Raw genomic sequence first — 20,935 nt, forward strand, 5'->3', positions numbered from 1 at the left:
GAAATATTTACTGGGCAGATTTTTCACTATTTATGTTTGCTATTACCATCGCCCTGTTTGCTTATGGCATAACATTAGGGAAATATGCCTATCGTGTAATTAAACATACCCTGTATTTTGACGATCTGCCTGAAAATTTTGATGGCTTTACCATTACTCAAATTTCTGATGTGCACGCCGGAAGTTTTACCAATCCTATAGCGGTACAAAAAGGAATTGATATGATTAACGCTCAAAAAAGCGACTTATTTGTGTTTACAGGAGATTTGGTAAATAACGCGGCTTCAGAAATTAAACCATATATAGGACACTTTTCTCAGATTAAAGCCCCTTACGGACAGTTTTCCATTTTAGGCAACCATGATTATGGTGATTATATCAAATGGCCAACGGAGGCCGATAAAATTAGAAATTTACAGCAGTTAAAGGCATACCATAAGGATTTAGGCTTTACGCTTTTGCTCGATGAACACGTAGAAATCGTTAAAAACGGGGAGAAAATTATTTTAGCAGGTGTAGAGAACTGGGGAATTGGTTTTGGAGAACGCGGCGATTTACAAAGGGCTTTACAAAACACCGGTATTAATGATTTTAAAGTACTCCTTTCTCACGATCCTTCTCATTGGGATGCCCAGGTGAAGCAATATCCTTCTAAAATTCAACTTACTTTGGCAGGACATACACATGGAATGCAATTCGGTATTGAAGCATTCGGCATTAAATGGAGCCCTGTTAAATACAGGTATAAACATTGGGCAGGCATTAAAACCGAGAATAACCGTTTCTTAAACATTAACCGTGGCTTTGGTTTTTTGGGTTTTTCGGGGCGCATAGGCATATGGCCGGAGATTACCGTTATAGAATTGAAAAAGAAAATAACTAATTAAATAGTTATCATTAAATAATGATTATCTTGTTCTCGGTTAACCATTTTATATATGAAAATAATATTAATTATTTTGTTTACTATTTTCTTTACAGAAACTCCAACGATAGAAAAAGATAAAGACAGATGGAAACCCTATTATACAGATGCAAGTGCAAATTTAGTTGCCGACAATTGGTTTTTACCTTTTGATGTAAGCAACCGAAAAGACATTAAAAACATAAAGATCATCAGTATATTTGGAGATCACCGTGATAGTTTTTATAAAGGCCATATCCATACGGCTATAGACATTAATCCATCAAAACCAAAATCAAAACTTGTTGCAGTTTATCCAATGGCCAATGGCGTGGTATGCTCTATCCATCTTGGAGAAAACCAGCGTACTGTTGTTGTAAAGCATAAATTAAAAGATGGTAAGATTATGTTTACCACTTATAAACATCTTAAAGAGGTTTACGTATCTAATGGCCAGCAAGTAAATCCAAATACAAAATTGGCCCGGTTATTTACACCAGAAGAGAGTAAAAAATATGGTGGCGATTACCACCACCTACACTTAGAAATACGCAAAAAATTTGACGATTATGGTTGTGCAAGCTGGCTAACCATGAACACTACCCAGTTAAACGACCGGTATTTTAATCCCCAGGTTTTTATTAAGCAATATGTTAAATAACTTTTAACGGTATACAAAACCAACTTAACAATTAAGTTGGTTTTTGTATCAGGGTTAATTTACATTGCAATCATCACTCGATACGGCATCAACAGTTAAAATTTTTACTGCATCCGGTCCTTTTGGGCAGCTTTTAATTTCAATATTATCATCAGAATTATAATGATATTTTACATAAAAAACTTTACCCGCAACCTGATAGCTTTCAGGAACATTAATTAATGCGGCCCTGTATTCTATAATTTTTCCATCGCTATTTTTAATAGGTGTTGCATCCGTGTTTTTAGCACTAAAACGCACTAATATGGAGCCATTCTCTTTACAATAATCAGATAGGTAGTTAACCTGGTAGCATTTTGTCTGTCTTATATCCTTTTCGCAGGAAAAAAGAAGGGTAATCATAGCACACGCTAATACTCGGGAGGAGAGTTTCTTCATTAATTAGTTAGGTTAGTTGGTGTAAAGTTATAAAAAGCTTTAAAGCTTACCAGATTAAAATTACCGATAATCTAAAAACCGTGTTGAGTTATATGTTTTCCGTGCTTAGCTCATTCCACAAAAACTAAATAACTTAATTTTGGCTGCTTATTCAGTTATAAAACGTCAGTCCGAATAAAAACGCTACACCAGAAATGGAAAATAGGTCCCTATTAAATACAAAAAACCATACTTGCATATGGTTTTTGTGGAGAGATTAATAAATACAAAACGATTATAATTGATTCCTTTAAACCAACATTGTTTTAGGTTAATTGTAAAGGACTACTTTAGTCTTAAATTATACTTGCTATCGTTCCAGATAACAATGTAAATATGGCATTCAATTATTAAAGTATGCGACCAAATTATTATTCGCTCATTTGTATTTTTTATTCGCTAATAAATCTTAATTATTCGAGTTGATGTTTTGGCCCGAAACACTAAATTATCGTTTTAACCCCGGGGTAATGTGAACCAAAAAGTACTCCCCTCGTTAAGCTCGGTATCAACACCAATTTCACCACCATGCCGTTTTATAATTTCAGCACTGATGTATAAACCCAATCCTAATCCCGAATATTGGGTACCTCCATAATCGGCCCGATAGTAACGGTCGAAAAGGTGTGGAATTTTTTCCTGCGGAATACCTGGGCCAAAATCCTGTACTGAAACTTTAATCTTATCCTTAAATTCTTCCACAATTAAATTAATATCTCGGCTTAAGGGGGCATATTTTGCAGCGTTATTTACAAAATTAACCACAACCTGATCTATTCTTTGTTCATCGGCAAAAATCGTTATGCCCTCGCCTCCTATTAAATTAAGATCGTGCCTGCCACCTATACGAACGTGATTACAACAGCTGTTGAGCATTTCAGCGATATTAAAATGTGTTTTATTGAGGTGTAACTGCCCTTCATTGGTCCTGGTTGTATTTAGCAAATCGTCTATCAAGCCGGTTATTTTAGCTACACTTCCGTTTGATTGCTCTATAAGCCTTGGTACCACCGGATGGCTAAGGTTTTCTTTATATCGATCTAACAGTTGTAAGGAACCTTTTAAGGTGGTTATGGGTGTTTTTAATTCGTGACTGGCAATACTTAAAAAATCATCTTTACGCTGATCTTCCAATTTGCGTTGCGTAATATCCTGTACGGTACCCGAAAAATTTGAATCCGTCAAATTTCCCGAGTCATACAATTTACCTGTTGCCCTGATCCACCGCAATTGCCTGTCGTGAAATCCGATAATCGAAAATTCCATATCATAACTTTCCCCGGTTGCAATTGCATCCTTAATGGCGCGGCTAACTTTAGCTTTGAATTCTTCGCTAATCTGAGCGGTTACGGCATCATAAGGCATTTCATCACTTTCGTAATAACCAAATATTTCCTTTAACCTGTTTGATGCGGTAAATTCTCTGGTTACAGTATCTACATGCCAGGTGCCCAGTTCAGAAGAATCAATGGCTAAACGTAATTTTGTTTCAGCCTGTTCAACCTGTTGCCTTGAAGTTACTTTATCCGTTACATCAATCACCGTTGCAAGTACACTCCTTTGCTCGCCTTTAGCATCCAAAAGTGCCTGGTAATAATAATCTACATAAAACAACCTGTCGCTTCCGTCAGGTCTTTTAAATTTAACTGGTCTTTCCCTATTTATAATCGGTTCGCCTGTTTCTAAAACTTTTTTCCACAAAGCCGGAAATGGCTGGCTCTTTAGCTCAGGAAATACTTCAAGCATGGGTTTGCCCATGACTTCCGCTCTTGTTTTATTCCAGAAATTTAAAATTGCTGTATTGGTTAAAGAGATTATCTGGTCTGGGCCCCGTAAAACCACAATTGGTGTTGGAAGCTCACTTAAAATCTGGTCTAACCTTCCTTCGCTTAATTTAAGGCTTTCATTAAGGTATTGCAAGCGTTCCTGCGACTCACTAAGTTCTTCGTTTATTACGGTAAGCTCTTCATTTAAAGCTTGTATATTTTGCCTGGAAATTACCTGGTCGGTAATTACATTGGCAGTAAGCATAATACTCCTGGTAATGCCATCTTCATCTTTAAGTGGCTGGTAAACAAAATTGGAATAAACTTCTTCCATTTTGCCATTTTGCTCCAGCAAGGCTTTAATTTCATTGCCATAAAATGGAACACCGGTGAGGTAAACTTCATCCAGAATCTGTAAAAAATCCTGGCCAACCAGCTCAGGTAAAGCTATATGTAAAGGCTTACCAATAACATCGTTTGTTTTACCCCAGGCTTCCAATACTTTTTTATTGGCCGATTCGATGATTAAGGCTCTACCCCTAAAAACGGCGATGGCAACAGGCGCATCGGATAATAAATACCGCAAACGATTCTCGGATTTGGAAAGCGCCTGTGTTCTTTCTAAAACTCTGCTTTCCAGTTCTGCATTTAAAAGATCCAGGCGGTCTTTAACCTTATACATTTCCTCGTTAGATGCAGCCAGCTCTTCGTTTAAGCTTTGTTCACGTTGTAAGGCCGATGCTTGTTGCTCGGCTTGTTTAATCGCTTCCTGCCCCAAAACCCTTTCGGTTACATCGGTTGCGGTGTGTAAAATTGCATAAGTTTTGCCCGTTTCATCTTTAACCGCGATATATTCATAATCGAAATAAAATGTTTGTAACCGTCCGCCTACTTCCAGATCTGCCCGAATGGCTTTTCCAATATCGTCCACACCAGTACGCATTACTGCCTGTAGCATCCCCATAAAGGGCTGTTCTTTAATTTCGGGCAAAGCTACTGCAAGTGACTTTCCAATTACAGACCTATCTTTTCCCCAAAAAGAAATCATGGCATCGTTAGCGCTTTCTATTATAATATCATCGCTTGTATAAATGGCTATTGCATTCTTATACCCCGACAGGATGGAGAGAATTTGTTCGTTATTTAATCTTTTCGCTGTGCTCATCAGCTCACTGATTCTTCGTAAAATAAAAGGAATTATTTATTGCTTGTAAACTTGCTGGTTTACACGTTTAACAAGATCGTTAATATCGAATGGTTTTGAGATGAAATCTTCAGCATCACATTCGTTAGACATTTCGTCCATTTTGGAATTCGCTGTCATAATTAGTACCGGAATATTCCTGGTTTTTTCCTGCGATTTTAAATTGCGGCAAACTTCCAGACCGTTTCCATCTGGCAACATTACGTCGAGTAAAAATACATCAGCATCTACATCAATTGCTTTAGAATTAAATTCGCTTACTGTAGAAAATGAAATTACATCAAATTTCTCTTCTTCTAAAATGAAGCCTATTAATTCGCGGATATCGTCGTTATCTTCCAGAACACAGATTTTTTTACTCATTATAAATTTTTAGGGATGAGATGAGTTACCAGATTAATAAAAAATATAACCTGTAAATAACTGAATTGTTTTATTAATTAAGGGATTTTATAAAATAAAAAATAGAGCAATCTGCATAGAAAGCTCTAATATTATAATGTTAGGGCACAAAGAGTTGATGGGTAGAATAAACTACCTCTCCCCTTTGTTCCAAATATCTTCATACAAATCGGGATGGCGTTTAAATTGTGCATGTACATAAGGACAAAGGGCAATTACTTTTAAATTATGCGCCCTAACATAACTTACCATAGCAGCAAGCAGCTCTCCGGCGTAACCTTTTCCAGCCTGGTCTTCATCTACTTCAGTATGATAAACGGTTAAATCTGCGCCTTTAATTTCAACAATCATCTCACCTATCTTTTGCCCTTCATCATATAAATTAAATGCAGCGGGCTCACCATTACCGGTTTCAAATTTTATATCTGCCATGTTGCTATCTTTTTTGTGAGACTAAGATATGGAATAGGAATTCAATAAACATTAGCAAATGTTTATTTTCTGCTTATTAAACTGCAACTTTTACAGATTTATTCCGTTTGTTTACACGCTCTGAAGCAATAATAATTAATAATGCAATTGCACCCCACAACAGCATTTGAGTGGTAGATAAGCTCCATTTACCTAATTTCCAGGAAAGTAAACCAAAAAAGGTACCAACTGCAGCGCCGATAAAATAAGTCGTCATATAAATGGTATTTAACCGGCTATGTGCATGTTCATCTAAACTATAAATTCTTGTAAAGTTTGTAATTTGAGTAGCCTGCACACCAATATCCAGAAAAAATATAGCGATAATGAGCGCAGGAATTGAAAAGGGAAATATTTTAATTAGCAGTAAACTTGCAATAATCATAGAAACTGTAATTAATAAAGATTTATAGGTATTTCCACCATCAGCCAATTTGCCAAAATAAGGCGCTACCAATGCTCCGCCTATTGCAATAAGCCCAAATAAGCCAATTTTAGCGCTATGAAAATTTAGTGGGGCCGCACTTAAATGAAAGGTTAAAGTTGTCCAGAAGGAGCAAAAAATACCGAAAGTAAATGCACCAAGTAAAGCGGCCTGTCTTAAAACACGGTACTCACCAATTAAAGAAACGGTTGATTTTAACAATTTCCCGTAATTCCCTTTAAATTTTGGTGCAATATCCGGCAGGTAAAGTTTAAGTAAAACAACCATGAGTGTAACCATAATTGCAGATATACCATACACATATCTCCAGCCCAACCATTCAGCAATTACTCCACTAATTACCCGGGCGCCCAAAATACCAACTAAAATACCGCTAAATACTTTACCCACAGTTTTACCCCTGTCTGCCTTCGAAATTGTGGCCGCCATCGGCAAAATAATTTGTGCGGGTACAGAAAACAAACCCACCAAAAAACTTAAAATGCATAATAAAAGAAAGGATGAGGTTATTGAAAACAACAATAAACTGAGGATTAAGAGGCAGCATAGCAGTAAAATCAGTTTTTTTCTCCTTAATTTATCGCCTAAGGGCAATAGAAAAAACATACCTAAACCATAGCCTAATTGCGACAGCATAGAAATGCGGCCAATTTCGCTTTCACTTGCATGAACGGAAAGTGCAATTTCTTTTAAAATTGGTTGATTGTAATAAATATTGGCAACAATTACCCCTGCCGCAACGGCCATTAATGGAATAACAACTGCATTGTCTTTTTTTTGATCCTGATTGTGCATCTTTTTAATAAAATATGACACAAACATAGAACTCGTTTCCTTGTGATAATTGTATTTTTGAACAACATAATTGTATTTAACAACGATGCAGCGATTTATCCAGCATGATGCGCTTTTTATTCGCCATTTCAGTACCATGCAGTGGCCATTTCCCGTTCACAACCATAATCATTTTGAACTGGTTTTTATCCATTCGGGTACTGGAACGCACACCTTAAATGATGTTGAAACGAACTATACAGGACCCGAATTATTTTTACTGGCACCAGCCGATTACCATATTTTTAAAATTAAAGAACAAACCGAGTTTACGGTATTAAAATTTACCAATATTTATTTAAATGGTGTCTCCGTCTCGCAGGTTACTGATGATTGGAATAAACTAATTGACCATTTGTTAGCTTTAACATCCGTTAACCATCAAAGTTTATTGAAAAATGCTGTAGAACTGGGGAAAATCAGCCGTTTGATGTATGTAATTGCTGATGAATGGAAAGCCTCACTTAATCCGGGAAACCAGGTTATTTTTTACCTCATCAGGGCTGTTTTTGCACTCATCAGAAAAAACGTAGCTACTTTGGAAATTCATGATGCCCAAACCAACAGCGATTTGTTAACTGCAATTGCAGATTACATTCACCTGAACATAAAAAACCCAAAACTCATTAAACTTCAGGCGCTGGCAGCAGAATTTAAGTTCTCTCCTAACTACTTAAATACATTGTTTAAAAATGGAATGGGACAAACTGTTAAAACCTATATGGATGCTTACCGCATAAAGTTAATTAAAAACAGGCTTAAATACAGTAACCAATCCATTAAGCACATTAGCGAAGAATTTGCCTTTAGTGATATGAGTCATTTCAACAAGTTTGTAAAAAAGCACGCGGGTGTAAACCCTAAAAAAACAGTACAGAACTCAATTTAAGCTACTTTTTTAAGGAATAATTTAAATTTAAAATAAATACTACCAACCCTATAGGTTATATATAATATATTTCTATATTTGTCCTACTTAATGATGTCTGGGTTTACACCTGAATGAATTAAGAATATAGTCATGTGGCCGAGTGGTTTAGGTACAGGTCTGCAAAACCTTTTACGGCGGTTCGAGTCCGCCCATGACGTCAAATTTAGGATAATTTTGGTTATCATATATTTGTTTTGTTGTTAACAAAGCCATTTGGATAAATGGCTTTGTTGCTTTCTACCCTTATATTAAAATAGCATTCAAAAAATCTCCAATTTAAATTGTAAGAATATTTTTAACTATATTTAGATAATTTAAATTAACATCCCACATGATTATTGCTCCCCTGCCTTCTAATGAAAAGGAAAGGATTTCCGCGTTGGAAACCTATAGCATTATGGGTAGCGCACCTGAAAAGGATTTTGATGATTTAACAACACTTGCGGCAGAAATTTGCCAAACGCCTGTGGCTTTGGTTACTATTCTTGGCGAAGAAAAACAGTGGTTTAAATCAAGATTTGGAACCGAATTTACCGAAACCCCCAAAGATCTTTCTTTTTGTTCTCATACCATTCTGGAAAACGGGGGCATCATGGTAATTAACGATACCAGAAAAGATAGTCGCTTTGCCGATAATCCATTAGTAAGTGGTGATACAAAAGTTATTTTTTATGCCGGCGTACCGCTGGTTAATCCCGAAGGTTATGCACTTGGTACCATCTGCGTAATCGACCATAAAGAAAAAACACTTAATGAAAGCCAGATTAATGCATTGCGTATTCTGGGCAAACAGGCGCTTCACCAGCTGGAACTCAGGAGGAAAATGATCCAACTGGAAAACAGCAACATGGCTTTAAGTGAAGCCAATAGTTTTATAGAAAAATTTGCAAGCCGGGCTGCACATGATATTAAAAATCCTTTGAGCAGCATTATTATTTCGGCAGAATCGCTACAGAAAAAATTGCAGGCCGAGGGCAATGAACGCTCTGTAAGGTTAATTAATATTGCCCTTCGATCTGCCAAAAACCTGGTTACGTATGTAGATGACATGCTTAATTATTCTAAAGCACCATCCAGTTTAATTGCAGCGCAAGAAAATTTTGAGTTGGAAACCCTTTTGGATAAGGTAATACAAATGTTAAATGTACCCGAAGTTTATAGCATTAAAATGCCTCAAAATGCATTGGTAAAAAGTTCGAGAATTGCATTAGAACAAATTTTACTTAATCTTTTAAGTAATGCAATAAGATACAATGATAAAGCCGAGCCAGAAATTATAATTGACTTTAAGGAGAATGCAACACAATACCTTTTTAACATTAGTGATAACGGAATAGGAATTGCAGAGGAAGATTTAAGTAAAATTTTTGAAGCGGGTTATGTTTCTGCAGAAAAAGACCGTTTTAACAAAAACGGCAATGGACTGGGATTAGATTCGGTATTTAGCCTCATCAAAAAGCTTAAAGGTGAAATAAATGTTTCCTCAACGTTAGGTAAGGGAACAAAGGTTTCTTTTGGCATTCCAAAATTATAGCCAGTTTAGGCACTTGCCTGATATGCTACACGTGCTACAAAATCTTCTACATCAAATGGTTTTGGGATAAAATCCTGTGCATCACAGGCACATTCTATTTCTTTTGCCTTATAATTTGCACTCATCATTACAACCGGAATATCCTGAGTTAGCTTATCCGATTTAAGGTTCTGGCAAACATCCAAACCGTTCCCATCCGGAAGCATTACATCCAATAAAAACACATCCGGCTGTACCTGTTTATTGCGGTTTAAAAATTCTTTAACGTTGGCATAAGCCAACACTTCATAATGTTCTTCTTCTAAAATAAAACTGATGATCTCGCGGATCATGTCATTATCTTCCAGTATACAAATTCGCTTTACCATAATTTTATAATTTAAAAAATTATGCTGACTATCAACACCTTAAATACATAACCTTTTATTTTTTGAATTGTTTTATGTATTTGTTGTACCTGCTTAATTAAAATGTGTTTTTAAGTGTAAATAGGCGCCAAACGAAAGGATTACAAAAAATGGAATAGCGAAATCATCAAGGGGCATTTGCATGCACGAGTTATCTGCCGGATTATAAACCACCAAAACGCCATAATTACGGATACCGGCCACATCGCAATAACTAAATGGGCTGAAAATGGTGATTTTATTATCCCGTATGCCACAATTTGGATCCTGATCGTAATACCGGAAAGCAATGTATCCGCTATTTTTATAATAGATGTTGCCGGTTGCAGGATTAGTTGTACCCATGCTATTTGGATATAAACCATTATATGTACTGCAACCAACATTTGCACTTACAATCCCTGAACATAAGCACAATAAAATTAACCAGGCGAATTTCATAATTTTTAAATCTTATGAAACAGATACGCCGGCTTATACCCACTGGATTTCAGCACTTTAAATCTTCACCTGTTCTTCATTAAATAAGGACAGATTGTAAATTAATGGTGATAAATATCACATGCAGCGTATAAATTGACGACATTTAAAAATTCATTTCAACCCGCTAAACATGAAAAAAACAAACCTTTTTTTAGTCTTTTCCTTCCTGATCTTTTTAAGTTGTCAATCTATGTATGCGCAGAATCATCCAAAGACTTTTAAGGGTGCCCAGGCCGACCAGAAAAGCTACAAAGCACTTTATGTATTGAACAGCGGTGATGAAAAACATATTGCCGGCACCCTCAGAAATATCAAAAACGCAATGAATGATCCCAGGTTAAAAGGAAAACTGGAGGTAGAACTTATTGCTTTTGGCGATGGAGTAGCCGTTTATTACCGAAATGGAAAATTTATGGAACAACTGGAAGCCCTCCGGGATCTCGGCGTATTGTTAGCCCAATGTGAAAACACCATAAAAGAGCGTAAAATAGAAAAATCGGAATTGTTTGATTTTATCAGTTACGTGCCCAGTGGAAATGGAGAAATTATCATCAGGCAGCAACAAGGCTGGTCTGTAGTTCACCCTTAATCGTTGTAACAACAAACTTGTAGCGTTTGGTTGTTTTTTACCGTTTAAATAGAAAATAACCAAATATGAAAAAATACGCTTCCTTCTTTGTCTTACTCTTTACAGTGATTTTTTTAAACGCGTGTAAAAAAGATCAAATAGTTTACAAAAGTGATTATGCCAAGAGTTACCAGACCTGGCTGGATTTTAAAGCTGCTACAAATAATTCCTACTGGTATCAGGTTGGCACTTATTCCTGGACAGGTTATAGCACGGAAACCACCATAACCGTACAAAACGGCGTAGTTACAAAACGCGCCTATGTTTCTAAAGCCGTGGATCAGAAAACACATGCTATAGTTGTTTTAATAGAATGGACAGAGGACAAGACCAGCTTGAATACGCATCAGGATGGCGCCACAATAAGAACTTTAGATGAAATATATCTGGAGGCTAAAAATAACTGGCTGTTAAAAAGAAAAGACGCTGAAACTTCTTTCGAAGCTAAAAATAATGGCATGATATCTTCTTGTGGTTATGTAGAAAATGGTTGCCAGGACGATTGCTTTACAGGCATTTCTATAAGTTCTATCGAAAAATTATAGGCAAAGCAAAATTCGATAAAAAAGAATGGAGAGGTTAACCACAACCCCTCCATATAATCAACTAACTATAACCTAACTTTTCAAAAGTAAATATTATTTTAAATAAACGCAACAATATTGCATTTATTTTATTTTGTTTATAAACTTATGTTTTATTTAAAAAAAAGCAGCAGTTGCTTTTTGCCAACTGCTGCCTAAGGAGAAATTAAAAGAAAAATCTTTTGCGCAGCCTTTCCCTACGCTGCTTGCAAACCTTTATTCCTTTTTATTGTCTTTTCCTGTTTTAAAAGTCTGGTAAAATTCTCCTTTTAGCCATTGTACTTTATTAACATCGTACATAGCTGGGGCGATAATGTAATTTCCCGTTTCACTATCCAGAATTACCACAACATGATCGTTTATTTCTGTACGGAATCTTCCCCCATTTTGGTCTTGCCCATTTTTGAAACTGATGGCTGTAAACATTAATCCTGCTCCTAAAATCCCAATTAAAAGAGATTTCGTGTCTAATGTAATTTTCATATTCTTAAGTTTTAATTGTGTGTATAGTGAAGATAGCGAGATTTTAGTAAAAGATTGGTTTACAGCCGAAATTCTTTTGTAAACAATAGAATACAATACCTAAATCCTGATTTAAGGGTATTAATGTTAGAGCTTGAAACTAAAAATACATCAACGCTCTATTAGAAGAATGATGTTAATCAATGTTAAATTTTAGAACCTTATGCAACCGATCCCGAAATCAGTCGTCTTTAAACATAGAAATAAATTAAACCTAAAAACAATGCATAACCTCTTATACGTATTCTTGATTTTAATGGGATGTACGGCCCACGCGCAAATAACAATTGAAGGCACGGTAAAAAACAAGGAACAGCATTTTGTTCCCTATTGTTCTATTGGTATTAAAGGTACCCAAGTTGGTGCCATAACAAATGATAAGGGGTATTACAAACTTCTAATCCCAAATCATTTAATGGAAAAGGAAATTGTTTTCAGTTCTATTGGATATGCCGATCAATATCTTCCGGTAAAGGAGTTGAGGGAAAACAGCAACGTGGTTTTACAACATCAGGAAACAGCACTTGAAGAGGTGGTAATTAGTGCAGCAAAAATGAAGGAGAAAGTTATCGGGCAAAAATCACGTCCCTTTCTTACCTTCTCAAAAATGTTTGATCAAAATGTACGCACAATTGAGCAAGGCAGTATTTTTCCGCTTTATCAAAAAACAAAATTGAAATCTTATAATTTCTACATTATTCCCAGCTCTAAATTTGAACAAATCACCTTAAAACTGAACCTTTACAGCATAAAAAACAATATTCCGGATAAATCTTTACTGAGTGAATATATTATTTTTAAGACTTCGGCAACCGGATGGCAAAACATCGATTTATCTAAAAAGAATTTAACTTTTAAAGGCCTTGATAAAATCGCCATTACGCTACAATTAGTCGATTATCAACCCCTTACAGATACAGAATTTGTATTTGGAATTTCAGCTAAAAAATCAATTTCTAAAAATTTGTTATTTAGATACCAGAGCCAGGAAAATTGGGAAGCAAATGACGGCACTTTTATCTCGAATTTAAATATTGCTTATGATAAAGACAGTAAGGAAGAAAGTATTTCAGCAGATCAGGATACTGAATTTAATGATGATGTTAATACAAAAATTTTAGCTACAGTTTACAAAAGCAGGGAGCAAGCACAGAAAACCAGTTACGGGAAAAGCAAGGATGGAAAGTACATAGATTTAGGAGATGCAAAAATATACTACGAGGAATACGGTAAGGGCGAACCTTTGGTGTTGCTGCATGGAAACAATGGCAGTATTGCTGATTTCTACAAACAAATTCCATTTTTCTCAAAAAATTACCGGGTTATTGCTATAGATACCCGCGGACAAGGAAGAAGTACAGATTTAACAGAACACGATTACAGTTATAAAGAATTTGCCGATGATTTATTTAAGCTTATTCAAAACCTGAAATTAAATAAGGTAACCATTTTAGGCTGGAGCGATGGTGGAAATACCAGTTTAATTTTCAATTATGAGCACCCAGAAATGGTAAAAAAACTAATTACAATCGGTGCAAATTTAAACCCTGCAGGTGTTGAAGAAGAGGTAATTAATGCACTTAAACTTCAGGCTTCAGAAAATAAAGCAGGTACGAATCTAAGATTGGTAAATTTAATGTTAAACCATCCGCACATTTCAACGGAAGCCATTGGTAACATAAAAAATCCGGTATTAATTATGGCAGGGCGTAACGATGTGATTAAGGAAGAACACACCAAATTAATCCATAATGCCATTCAAAATTCTGAATTGCAAATTATTGCCGATGCCACACATTATGTACCTTTTGAACAGGCAGAAAAGCTTAATAACCTGATATTAGATTTCCTGAAAAAATAAAAATCAAAGAAAAAGTTTAAAAAAAACACCTGTCCGCGCTTAATTAATCGGGTTTTTATGATTTAATTTTTATGTTGCTAATCTTATTGAATGAACAGATATTTGTGTACACAGCGATCAAAAAACTTAATGTAATTTGGCTAATAATATCTAACCTATTTAAACCTTCAATAAATGAATGACATCATGAATCCCAAAGTCGATTTTTATTTTACCAAGGAAAAAAAGTGGCAGGAAGAAATTAACCAATTAAGAAGGATTGTTCTTGATTGTGGACTAACAGAAGAATTGAAGTGGGGCTGCCCCTGCTACACGTACCAGCAGAGCAACATTGTTTTAATCCATGTGTTTAAATCGTATTGTGCCCTTTTGTTTTTTAAAGGTGCTTTACTAAATAACGACGATGGCATTTTAATTCAGCAAACTAAAAATGTACAGGCTGCACGCCAAATCAGGTTTATCAATATTAAGGAAATTGTGGATCAGGAAAGCGCGTTAAAAGCCCATGTTTATGAAGCCATTGAAGTAGAAAAAGCTGGCTTGCAGGTCAGTTTAAAAAAAACCAACGAATTTGCTGTTGCTGATGAATTTCAGGAAAAATTAGATGGAATGCCAGAATTAAAAACAGCCTTTGAGGCTTTAACCCCAGGCAGGCAAAGGGCTTACATGCTGCATTTTTCTTCACCTAAACAGTCAAAAACCCGCCAATCGAGGGTTGAAAAGTCGATTCCTCAAATCCTTAATGGCAAAGGCATAAACGATTAGCAAGTTTAACCCGCTAAGGAAATAGAATTGCTTATTTCTACAGCAGATAGAATAATTTAACCAAAAACCATGATAGAATTACATCATTTAAACTGTGTAAAAATTGTTTCGCCCATTAACAGCAATGTTTGCGGGCACTGCTTGTTGCTTAAAGAAAATGAGAAACTTTTATTAATAGATACGGGCATTGGTCTTTTAGATGTTCAGAAACCATTAGAAAGAATTGGCCAGCCTTTAATTGATCTTGTTGGTTATCATTTTGAAGCACATCAAACCGCTGTAAAGCAAATAGAAAATTTAGGCCTTGATGCTAAAAATGTGACCGATTGCATTATTTCACATTTGGATAATGACCATATTGGTGGTCTTGCTGATTTTCCTGAGGCGACGGTACATGTGGCGATTGAAGAATTAGAAAATTTTCTCGCTGAGAACCCCAGGTACCTGAAAACACCATTATCGCATAGGCCAAGCCTAAAAACCTATAAAAAATCGGATGCTGACTGGTTTGGATTGGAGGCCAGGAAAGTACATACCGATTTTACTGCCGAAATTTTTCTTATCCCTCTTTTCGGACATACACTTGGGCATTGTGGCATAGCCCTGAAAAACCAGGATAAATGGTTGTTTTATGTAGCTGATGCTTACTATATGCGGATAGAATTGAGTGATGACCAGCATCCTGTAAACGAACTGGCTAAAATGCGCGCTGATGACAACGATTTAAGGCTAAAAACTTTAAATAAAATCAGAAACTTAGTAAATAAGCATCCTGAAATTGAGGTTTTCAGTTACCACGACATAGAAGAGTTTAAATTTTACCAGAATTAAGCCCGTAATTGAATAAGAATTATGCTCAGGAGGCCTTAATATTATAATGCAAGATAAAATGAACCATTACTACGAAACACTTTTTAGATATATTGAGCAAATAATTATAATGCCTGAGCGTGATAAAAATGAGTGCAGACAATCTTTCAGCCCTATACGTGTGACTAAAGATACCTTACTGGAACGGGCAGGAAGTGTGCCTAACCATCATAACTTTATTGTATCTGGTTATATGCGTAATTTTTACAATGATGAAAAGGGCGAAGAGATAACGGTAGATTTAAATGATGGACCACGATTTTTCACTTCTTACTTTCATTTTATGAACCAAACGGTTTCTAATGAGAACCTTCAATGTATTACAGATTGCGAATTGCTAAGAATTACTTTCGATGACGCACAGGCTACAGTTAAAACCAGTATTACCCAAAAGGATTTCACGATAAAATTATTTCAAAAAATACAGGAAGACGACAAGCAAAGAATGAATGATTTAGCTGCGCTTAGCGCAGAACAGCGATATTTGAAACTGGTAAGTGAAAAACCTAATATTATAAAAAATGTTCCACTCAAATATATTTCATCCTACCTGGGCATAAAACCAGAAAGTTTGAGCAGAATAAGGCGCGAATTATTTCCTAACATATGTTAAGTTGAGATAAGTATGGTTGGGGTACATTTGTTAGATGGATCCAAGAAAAAATACGGCAAGGATAGCTGGTTTCCTCTATTTAATGGTAGTGGTATCTGGAACCCTTTATTTACAGTACATCCCTTCAAAATTCAGATTAAAAGGCAATCCCGAAACAGTAGTCCAGAATATTATAAATGCCCGGTTCCAGTTTCAGATGGGCATTATATATGAATTAATCTGTTGGATTTTCTTTTTAATGCTACCTGTTTTTCTTTATAAATTATTTAAACCTGTTCATGAAACCTGGGCTAAACTTATGGTTGTTTTTGCCATAGTTCAGGTTCCAATTGCATTTATAAATTTACTAAACAAATTTGCCGTTCTTTCTCTCACAAGCGGCTCTACGTACCTCAAAGCATTCACGGTACAAGAATTAAATGCCCAGGTATTGTTCCGTATTCATTTATACAATGATGGAAATTTCATAAACCAAATATTTTGGGGCCTTTGGTTATTTCCTTTTGGCTACTTGGTATTTAAGGCTCCCTTTATGCCAAAAATTTTAGGCATTCTTTTAATGGCTGGTTGTTTTGGTTATTTAATAGATTTTGCAGGAACTTTTCTTTTTAGCCGCTACGATAAGACATTCATTCCAAACTACATTACCTTACCTGCCAGCCTGGGCGAAATCGGAATTTGCCTGTGGTTTATAATTATAGGCATAAAGGATAAACCGATACCTAACTCTATAAAAAATGATAAAAGAAACCAATAACTTACAAGACTTTAAAGTGAATATTAAAGTGAAACTATCTGCATTATGGATTTCAGTTATGTTTTGTTATATCTATGGTGATTTTTTTTCATTGTTTGTGCCAGGGCGAATTCAGAATCTGATAAACGGTAACTCTGGGGCAGGACAAACTACCCCTATTGTATTGCTATTGTATGCTATAGTATTATCAATTCCTCCTTTAATGATATTTTTATCTCTAACCTTAAAACCTAAGGTAAATCGCATAGTCAATATTGTAACAGGCCTATTCTTTACTGTTATTATGCTGTTGGTCGTCAGTAACTCAATTAGCAGGTGGATGAGTTTCTATATTTATTTAGGTGTTATAGAAATTATCCTGACAACTTTAATTACAAAATATGCCTGGTTTTGGCCTAAACACAATTTAGCGCAGGCTTTAACCAAAAATTAGTACATCAAAAATAATCAAGGTTTATCCAGATCTATTTTTTCAGCAGCCAGTCTGTTGCTGATTTTAAAACCAGGTCGTCTTTTGCAGTAGATTTAACTATAACATCGGGTATAATTTTGGAACGGTATTCTTTTTTATTTCGATCTGCTACATAACCAACTGCCAGATATAAATATGAGCCATCTGATAGTTTAAATCCACTGTTTGCTGAGGTGAATCCGCCTGTAGGCTCTCCAAATAATTTTGTATTGGCTTTGCCAATAAAAGAAACGGTGGTCATTTCGCCACTGCTTCCAGTGCTTGACCCTACTAAAACGGCCACTTTAGCATTCACATTTTTTAAAAAATATGGATGTTCAAGATCAATTCCCATAGTTGAATTATTTTTTTTGGTTGCAGAATAAGACCATGGATTCATTTTTTTCTTCTCCCCATTGTCCGAAACAAAATAGCCTAATATGCCTGAGCCGGTTAAAGGGCCTAATCCAGCAATCATTGGATACATATTCCCTCCGGTATTTGTTCTTAAATCCACTACCCAGCCTTCGAGGGCATTTTCAGTGTCCAGTTTTTTTATCTGTTCTTGTATCTCATTGGCAAAATCATTCATCGTTTTTTTATCTAACGAGCCAAAACCAGGAACAGATAAATAACCAATATGGCCATCTAATAACTTCGATTTTACCTTATCTGGATTAACATTACCGCTGGCATAACTTTGTGCATTTGTTTTGGTTTGGAAAAAGGAATGGTTATCGCCAGCATCTCTGAGTTTTTGAAGTATATATGCGGTAATAGGTTTAGTCTCTTCAACCGTTTTAAGCCCCATTGATAAATCCTTAACATCAGCATCAATGCTTGTCCAGTTTAACGAATCCTTGTAAATGGAGTTTTGTTTAATAATTGTACTAAAATCATTAACAAATTTTACCACCTCCTTGCTGGGTGGTATTTTAGAAACCTCAACCTCATTCAGTTTAAAATCATCCATCCAAACCGTTCCCGTTCCGGCCAGATACACCCCAAATAATAATTTTTTTGTGTTTCTGGGAACCGTTAAATTCAGTTGGTATTTTTCCCAGTCGCCGGTACCGTTAATTAATGGCTGTTGGCTTTGAATATTTTGAAATCCAATAATTTTATTATCCTTATCCCATACCTGGCACCAAAATGCCACACTCCCCATCACCTCATTTGTTTTTAGATAACCAGAAACCGCAACCTGCCTCAATCCGGCCGGTTCATAAGTAATAAGCTGAGAAATACTCTGAAAAGCGCCTGGCTTAATGCTCTCTTTACCAATTATTTTAAATGATGATTTGCCGGTATGATAAATTGTATCATCCATACCTGCACTGTAACCTTCAATTAATTTGATACCCCAGGCAGCTGGAAGAGCAGCTGAACTCTCACTTCGGTTTTCAAACGAATCATTTTTGATCTGACTAAAAACTGAAAGAAATAAACAGGAGAACAGAAAGGTTAACAGGAGATTTTTCATAGCGTATTATTCGGTTAGCTTAATTCAGATAATTGAAATCAAATATATCTTTTAGAAATTATATAGCAAAGCTATTCTATCAAAACCATTAGTGGTTTCGGCTCTATTTAATTTAAAATAATCAAATGAATTTTTATTTAGATTGATTCCATATAATATTGTAGATTTGACAAATTTTAAATCGGTGATACAAAAAGACTCTTCTGATTTTGATGAAAATATTGTTCAGAACACAATCAATGAGCAAAATTTCGAATGCCTGTATAAAAGTTATTGGAAGAAGGTTTTCGGAATTGTTTATCATTATACTGAAGACAAAGAAATTTCAGCCGAATTAACGCAGGAACTTTTTGCAACTCTATGGGAAAAAAGAGCATCATTGGTTTTTCAAAAAGACATTAAAGCCTATTTATTTAGGGCTGCCAAACTGGAAGCTTTTGATTACATCCGTACCAGTGTGCGCAGAAAGCAGTTATTAGAAAATTTTCCTCCTGCCTACAGCCAAAATCAAAACAGCACGGAAGATGCCCTTATGTATAATGAACTGCGCAACAGGTTAGATACATTGATAGGCAGACTTCCTCACCGCTGCCAGGAAGTTTATAGTTTAAGTCAGAACGATGGGCTGAACAACAGTACCATTGCGGGTATGCTTTCCATATCAGAGAAAACGGTAGAGTACCATTTATATAAAACCATGTCATTTCTACGCGAATCACTTAGCCTGGAGAAAGCATAAAATATATTACTGAAAACCAGCAAATTAAATCAATTCCTGATTTTTATTTAATTTTTTCTTAGGAAAAAACCTTCGTTGTACATCATGATTAGTGAGCGGGCACCTTGCTCCAATCAAATTAATGGAAATTACTAAAGAATTAATCAGGAGATACCATCTTGACCAATGTACGGAAGCCGAAAAATTAGCAGTTGAAGCCTGGTTAGCATCTGAGGATGCTACGATGAGTTATCCGGAAGATTTTGATCTGGTTAACACCCAAGCAAATGGATGGGAAAAAATTTCGGAAAGATATGGCCTTGGGCAAGATCATACAGCTAAACTTCAGGTACACTCAAAGAAAAAAAACTTCTTAGAACGCTTTTGGTTACCTGCCGCAGCCTGCCTTGCTTTTGTTTTTACGCTGGGGATAACGTATAAATTATTCAATAATGATAAACAAGCATCCGTTGCGCCTGCTTACCAAACCATTCGGGTAAAAAAAGGAGAAAAACGATATGTAGCGCTCACAGATGGTACGCAGGTTTGGCTTAATTCGGAGAGTAGCTTAACCTTCCCGAATGAATTTACCGGAATAAAAAGAACTGTAAACTTTACCGGTGAAGCCTATTTCAGGGTTGCAAAAAACCCAAAAAAACCTTTTATCATCAGTTCGCCACGTACAACTACAAAAGTTCTGGGTACGCGGTTTAACCTTAGGGATTATCAAAATGAAGGACAGAGCGAACTGGTGGTTGAAGAGGGAAAGGTTAGTTTTTCGGGCTTAAAAATAAGCGGCAACCTGATTCTTACGGCCAATCAAAAGGGAATTATAGATGTGAAAAATAAATTAAACTTAACTCAAAACATCGGTCACAGTGCAAAATATACGGATTGGAAAGAAAACAAGCTTGTTCTTGACGACCTCACCCTTGAAGAAATTAAGCCCATTCTGGAAAGATGGTACAACATTACAATTGTAATTAGCAGTAAAGAACTGAACAAAGAGCGCTACAAAGGCAGTTTTAACAACCCAAACATTAAAGAGGTACTAAGCAGCATCTGTTTTGCGACCAGATCAGCATATTCCCAGCAAAATAAAACATTTACCATAGGAAAATAAAAAACCCGGTTTCGGTCTGCAAACTTCACTCCGGGCTATTG

Annotated in this window: 23 protein-coding genes and 1 tRNA gene; 15 read left to right on the top strand and 9 right to left on the bottom strand. The window is 35.8% G+C overall.

Annotated features, from left to right (window positions below; all coding sequences use genetic code 11):
- Positions 1–32 precede the first annotated feature (32 nt).
- Positions 33–887, top strand: coding sequence for a metallophosphoesterase (locus tag R2Q77_RS10360; protein ID WP_316803662.1), 855 nt, complete (start codon positions 33–35; stop codon positions 885–887).
- A 51-nt stretch (positions 888–938) separates the two neighbouring features.
- Positions 939–1,565 (top strand): M23 family metallopeptidase, encoded by a 627-nt coding sequence (locus R2Q77_RS10365; RefSeq protein ID WP_316803663.1) that lies wholly within the window; start codon positions 939–941, stop codon positions 1,563–1,565.
- A gap of 54 nt (positions 1,566–1,619) precedes the next feature.
- Here R2Q77_RS10365 and R2Q77_RS10370 read toward each other — a convergent pair whose 3' ends face one another.
- From R2Q77_RS10370 to R2Q77_RS10390, 5 genes are all read right to left on the bottom strand, one after another.
- A complete protein-coding gene (locus R2Q77_RS10370) occupies positions 1,620–2,003 on the bottom strand; it encodes a hypothetical protein (RefSeq protein ID WP_316803664.1) in 384 nt (127 codons plus the stop codon).
- 495 nt (positions 2,004–2,498) lie between these two features.
- On the bottom strand, positions 2,499–4,973 hold the full coding sequence (locus R2Q77_RS10375; protein ID WP_316803665.1) for a PAS domain-containing protein: 2,475 nt from the start codon (positions 4,971–4,973) through the stop codon (positions 2,499–2,501).
- A gap of 36 nt (positions 4,974–5,009) precedes the next feature.
- Entirely contained in the window at positions 5,010–5,375 is a 366-nt protein-coding gene (locus R2Q77_RS10380) for a response regulator transcription factor (protein ID WP_316803666.1), read from the bottom strand.
- A 171-nt stretch (positions 5,376–5,546) separates the two neighbouring features.
- Positions 5,547–5,846 carry a GNAT family N-acetyltransferase gene (locus R2Q77_RS10385; protein WP_316803667.1) on the bottom strand — a complete coding sequence of 100 codons (300 nt, stop codon included), beginning with the start codon at positions 5,844–5,846 and terminating at the stop codon, positions 5,547–5,549.
- Positions 5,847–5,922: 76 nt separating this feature from the next.
- The gene (locus tag R2Q77_RS10390) at positions 5,923–7,125 is read right to left on the bottom strand and encodes an MFS transporter (RefSeq protein ID WP_316803668.1); all 1,203 of its coding nucleotides are present in this window, start codon (positions 7,123–7,125) and stop codon (positions 5,923–5,925) included.
- Between the two features lie 85 nt (positions 7,126–7,210).
- Here R2Q77_RS10390 and R2Q77_RS10395 point away from each other — a divergent pair, with 85 nt between their 5' ends.
- The 3 genes from R2Q77_RS10395 (at position 7,211) to R2Q77_RS10405 (ending at position 9,629) form a co-directional block, all read left to right on the top strand.
- Positions 7,211–8,053 carry an AraC family transcriptional regulator gene (locus R2Q77_RS10395; protein ID WP_316803669.1) on the top strand — a complete coding sequence of 281 codons (843 nt, stop codon included), beginning with the start codon at positions 7,211–7,213 and terminating at the stop codon, positions 8,051–8,053.
- A gap of 128 nt (positions 8,054–8,181) precedes the next feature.
- Positions 8,182–8,253, top strand: a tRNA-Cys gene (locus R2Q77_RS10400).
- Positions 8,254–8,426: 173 nt separating this feature from the next.
- Positions 8,427–9,629, top strand: coding sequence for a GAF domain-containing sensor histidine kinase (locus tag R2Q77_RS10405; RefSeq protein ID WP_316803670.1), 1,203 nt, complete (start codon positions 8,427–8,429; stop codon positions 9,627–9,629).
- Positions 9,630–9,634: 5 nt separating this feature from the next.
- Here R2Q77_RS10405 and R2Q77_RS10410 read toward each other — a convergent pair whose 3' ends face one another.
- Together R2Q77_RS10410 and R2Q77_RS10415 are read right to left on the bottom strand one after the other, a co-directional pair.
- Positions 9,635–9,997 carry a PleD family two-component system response regulator gene (locus tag R2Q77_RS10410; RefSeq protein ID WP_316803671.1) on the bottom strand — a complete coding sequence of 121 codons (363 nt, stop codon included), beginning with the start codon at positions 9,995–9,997 and terminating at the stop codon, positions 9,635–9,637.
- 93 nt (positions 9,998–10,090) lie between these two features.
- Complete coding sequence (locus R2Q77_RS10415) at positions 10,091–10,477, bottom strand: hypothetical protein (protein WP_316803672.1); 387 nt, start codon at positions 10,475–10,477, stop codon at positions 10,091–10,093.
- Between the two features lie 172 nt (positions 10,478–10,649).
- Between R2Q77_RS10415 and R2Q77_RS10420 the strand changes: the two genes are divergently transcribed.
- Positions 10,650–11,108, top strand: a complete 459-nt coding sequence (locus R2Q77_RS10420; RefSeq protein ID WP_316803673.1) for a DsrE family protein — start codon at positions 10,650–10,652, stop codon at positions 11,106–11,108.
- A gap of 65 nt (positions 11,109–11,173) precedes the next feature.
- Positions 11,174–11,692 carry a hypothetical protein gene (locus R2Q77_RS10425; RefSeq protein WP_316803674.1) on the top strand — a complete coding sequence of 173 codons (519 nt, stop codon included), beginning with the start codon at positions 11,174–11,176 and terminating at the stop codon, positions 11,690–11,692.
- A gap of 255 nt (positions 11,693–11,947) precedes the next feature.
- On the opposite strand, the gene R2Q77_RS10430 is transcribed toward R2Q77_RS10425, so the two are convergent.
- Positions 11,948–12,214 (bottom strand): hypothetical protein, encoded by a 267-nt coding sequence (locus tag R2Q77_RS10430; RefSeq protein ID WP_316803675.1) that lies wholly within the window; start codon positions 12,212–12,214, stop codon positions 11,948–11,950.
- 262 nt (positions 12,215–12,476) lie between these two features.
- On the opposite strand from R2Q77_RS10430, the gene R2Q77_RS10435 reads away from it, so the two are divergent.
- The 6 genes from R2Q77_RS10435 (at position 12,477) to R2Q77_RS10460 (ending at position 17,552) form a co-directional block, all read left to right on the top strand.
- Positions 12,477–14,114, top strand: a complete 1,638-nt coding sequence (locus tag R2Q77_RS10435; RefSeq protein ID WP_316803676.1) for an alpha/beta fold hydrolase — start codon at positions 12,477–12,479, stop codon at positions 14,112–14,114.
- A gap of 186 nt (positions 14,115–14,300) precedes the next feature.
- Positions 14,301–14,879, top strand: a complete 579-nt coding sequence (locus tag R2Q77_RS10440) for a YdeI/OmpD-associated family protein (RefSeq protein WP_316803677.1) — start codon at positions 14,301–14,303, stop codon at positions 14,877–14,879.
- Between the two features lie 69 nt (positions 14,880–14,948).
- Positions 14,949–15,710 (top strand): MBL fold metallo-hydrolase, encoded by a 762-nt coding sequence (locus tag R2Q77_RS10445; RefSeq protein WP_316803678.1) that lies wholly within the window; start codon positions 14,949–14,951, stop codon positions 15,708–15,710.
- Between the two features lie 58 nt (positions 15,711–15,768).
- The gene (locus R2Q77_RS10450) at positions 15,769–16,362 is read left to right on the top strand and encodes a Crp/Fnr family transcriptional regulator (RefSeq protein WP_316803679.1); all 594 of its coding nucleotides are present in this window, start codon (positions 15,769–15,771) and stop codon (positions 16,360–16,362) included.
- A gap of 34 nt (positions 16,363–16,396) precedes the next feature.
- A complete protein-coding gene (locus tag R2Q77_RS10455) occupies positions 16,397–17,119 on the top strand; it encodes a DUF4386 domain-containing protein (protein WP_316803680.1) in 723 nt (240 codons plus the stop codon).
- A complete protein-coding gene (locus R2Q77_RS10460; RefSeq protein ID WP_316803681.1) occupies positions 17,100–17,552 on the top strand; it encodes a DUF6326 family protein in 453 nt (150 codons plus the stop codon). The genes R2Q77_RS10455 and R2Q77_RS10460 overlap by 20 nt, the downstream gene beginning before the upstream one ends.
- A gap of 31 nt (positions 17,553–17,583) precedes the next feature.
- Here the strand turns inward: R2Q77_RS10460 and R2Q77_RS10465 are convergent, their stop codons facing one another.
- On the bottom strand, positions 17,584–19,053 hold the full coding sequence (locus R2Q77_RS10465) for a S41 family peptidase (RefSeq protein ID WP_316803682.1): 1,470 nt from the start codon (positions 19,051–19,053) through the stop codon (positions 17,584–17,586).
- A gap of 184 nt (positions 19,054–19,237) precedes the next feature.
- Here R2Q77_RS10465 and R2Q77_RS10470 point away from each other — a divergent pair, with 184 nt between their 5' ends.
- Together R2Q77_RS10470 and R2Q77_RS10475 are read left to right on the top strand one after the other, a co-directional pair.
- Positions 19,238–19,792 (top strand): RNA polymerase sigma-70 factor, encoded by a 555-nt coding sequence (locus R2Q77_RS10470; RefSeq protein WP_316803683.1) that lies wholly within the window; start codon positions 19,238–19,240, stop codon positions 19,790–19,792.
- Between the two features lie 121 nt (positions 19,793–19,913).
- Positions 19,914–20,894 carry a FecR family protein gene (locus R2Q77_RS10475; RefSeq protein ID WP_316803684.1) on the top strand — a complete coding sequence of 327 codons (981 nt, stop codon included), beginning with the start codon at positions 19,914–19,916 and terminating at the stop codon, positions 20,892–20,894.
- Positions 20,895–20,935: the final 41 nt, after the last annotated feature.

It is taken from the genome of Pedobacter nototheniae, assembly GCF_032678625.1.
GTDB classification, from domain to species: Bacteria; Bacteroidota; Bacteroidia; order Sphingobacteriales; family Sphingobacteriaceae; genus Pedobacter; species Pedobacter nototheniae_A.

Excerpts from the sequence above, each read along its gene's own strand:
- R2Q77_RS10460 (WP_316803681.1), top strand. The coding sequence starts at position 17,100 with ATGATAAAAGAAACCAATAACTTACAAGACTTTAAAGTGAATATTAAA.
- R2Q77_RS10375 (WP_316803665.1), bottom strand. The coding sequence starts at position 4,973 with ATGAGCACAGCGAAAAGATTAAATAACGAACAAATTCTCTCCATCCTG.
- R2Q77_RS10445 (WP_316803678.1), top strand. The coding sequence starts at position 14,949 with ATGATAGAATTACATCATTTAAACTGTGTAAAAATTGTTTCGCCCATT.
- R2Q77_RS10465 (WP_316803682.1), bottom strand. The coding sequence starts at position 19,053 with ATGAAAAATCTCCTGTTAACCTTTCTGTTCTCCTGTTTATTTCTTTCA.
- R2Q77_RS10420 (WP_316803673.1), top strand. The coding sequence starts at position 10,650 with ATGAAAAAAACAAACCTTTTTTTAGTCTTTTCCTTCCTGATCTTTTTA.
- R2Q77_RS10435 (WP_316803676.1), top strand. The coding sequence starts at position 12,477 with ATGCATAACCTCTTATACGTATTCTTGATTTTAATGGGATGTACGGCC.
- R2Q77_RS10430 (WP_316803675.1), bottom strand. The coding sequence starts at position 12,214 with ATGAAAATTACATTAGACACGAAATCTCTTTTAATTGGGATTTTAGGA.
- R2Q77_RS10380 (WP_316803666.1), bottom strand. The coding sequence starts at position 5,375 with ATGAGTAAAAAAATCTGTGTTCTGGAAGATAACGACGATATCCGCGAA.
- R2Q77_RS10360 (WP_316803662.1), top strand. The coding sequence starts at position 33 with ATGTTTGCTATTACCATCGCCCTGTTTGCTTATGGCATAACATTAGGG.
- R2Q77_RS10425 (WP_316803674.1), top strand. The coding sequence starts at position 11,174 with ATGAAAAAATACGCTTCCTTCTTTGTCTTACTCTTTACAGTGATTTTT.
- R2Q77_RS10385 (WP_316803667.1), bottom strand. The coding sequence starts at position 5,846 with ATGGCAGATATAAAATTTGAAACCGGTAATGGTGAGCCCGCTGCATTT.
- R2Q77_RS10395 (WP_316803669.1), top strand. The coding sequence starts at position 7,211 with ATGCAGCGATTTATCCAGCATGATGCGCTTTTTATTCGCCATTTCAGT.
- R2Q77_RS10440 (WP_316803677.1), top strand. The coding sequence starts at position 14,301 with ATGAATCCCAAAGTCGATTTTTATTTTACCAAGGAAAAAAAGTGGCAG.
- R2Q77_RS10415 (WP_316803672.1), bottom strand. The coding sequence starts at position 10,477 with ATGAAATTCGCCTGGTTAATTTTATTGTGCTTATGTTCAGGGATTGTA.
- R2Q77_RS10405 (WP_316803670.1), top strand. The coding sequence starts at position 8,427 with ATGATTATTGCTCCCCTGCCTTCTAATGAAAAGGAAAGGATTTCCGCG.
- R2Q77_RS10370 (WP_316803664.1), bottom strand. The coding sequence starts at position 2,003 with ATGAAGAAACTCTCCTCCCGAGTATTAGCGTGTGCTATGATTACCCTT.
- R2Q77_RS10365 (WP_316803663.1), top strand. The coding sequence starts at position 939 with ATGAAAATAATATTAATTATTTTGTTTACTATTTTCTTTACAGAAACT.
- R2Q77_RS10475 (WP_316803684.1), top strand. The coding sequence starts at position 19,914 with ATGGAAATTACTAAAGAATTAATCAGGAGATACCATCTTGACCAATGT.
- R2Q77_RS10450 (WP_316803679.1), top strand. The coding sequence starts at position 15,769 with ATGAACCATTACTACGAAACACTTTTTAGATATATTGAGCAAATAATT.
- R2Q77_RS10410 (WP_316803671.1), bottom strand. The coding sequence starts at position 9,997 with ATGGTAAAGCGAATTTGTATACTGGAAGATAATGACATGATCCGCGAG.
- R2Q77_RS10455 (WP_316803680.1), top strand. The coding sequence starts at position 16,397 with ATGGATCCAAGAAAAAATACGGCAAGGATAGCTGGTTTCCTCTATTTA.
- R2Q77_RS10390 (WP_316803668.1), bottom strand. The coding sequence starts at position 7,125 with ATGCACAATCAGGATCAAAAAAAAGACAATGCAGTTGTTATTCCATTA.